At 71.4% G+C, this 406-nt stretch carries 1 pseudogene; it reads left to right on the top strand.

The features are described 5' to 3' along the window. A pseudogene (locus RNB18_RS53025) lies at nt 1-283 on the top strand (hypothetical protein); the annotation flags it as partial. Nucleotides 284-406 lie beyond the last annotated feature (123 nt).

Below are 406 nucleotides of genomic sequence, written 5' to 3'. Positions count from 1 at the left end.
CGCCCCGGGCGGCACGCTGGGCTCGTACCGGATTCTCGCCTCCGCGCTGGAGAAGGCCGGGGCGACGGTGGACCTGCGCCACCCGGACGTCTGCTTCGTGCCCACGGTCAGTGCCGTGTCGATCCGTGACCTCGACCGGCCCGAGGACCTGTACGCGAACGTCGACGAGCTGGCGCCGGACGGGAGCGACCTGGACGACTTCCTCTGCTCGTCCACGACCACCGGGCACACGGCCATCACCGAGGAACTGGGCACCTTCCTGCTGGACCGGCTGCCGGAGTGACCACGGCGCGGTGACGACGGCCGAGGGCCGCCACTCCCGAGCGGGGAGTGGCGGCCCTCAGCCGTACTGCTTCGTGCTTGTGAATCAGAGAACGCGGACCGCGCCGGTCGGCCGGTCGTAGTC

The organism is Streptomyces doebereineriae, assembly GCF_031845645.1.
Lineage (GTDB): Bacteria > Actinomycetota > Actinomycetes > Streptomycetales > Streptomycetaceae > Streptomyces > Streptomyces canus.
This window is presented reverse-complemented; position numbering and strand designations above follow the sequence as displayed.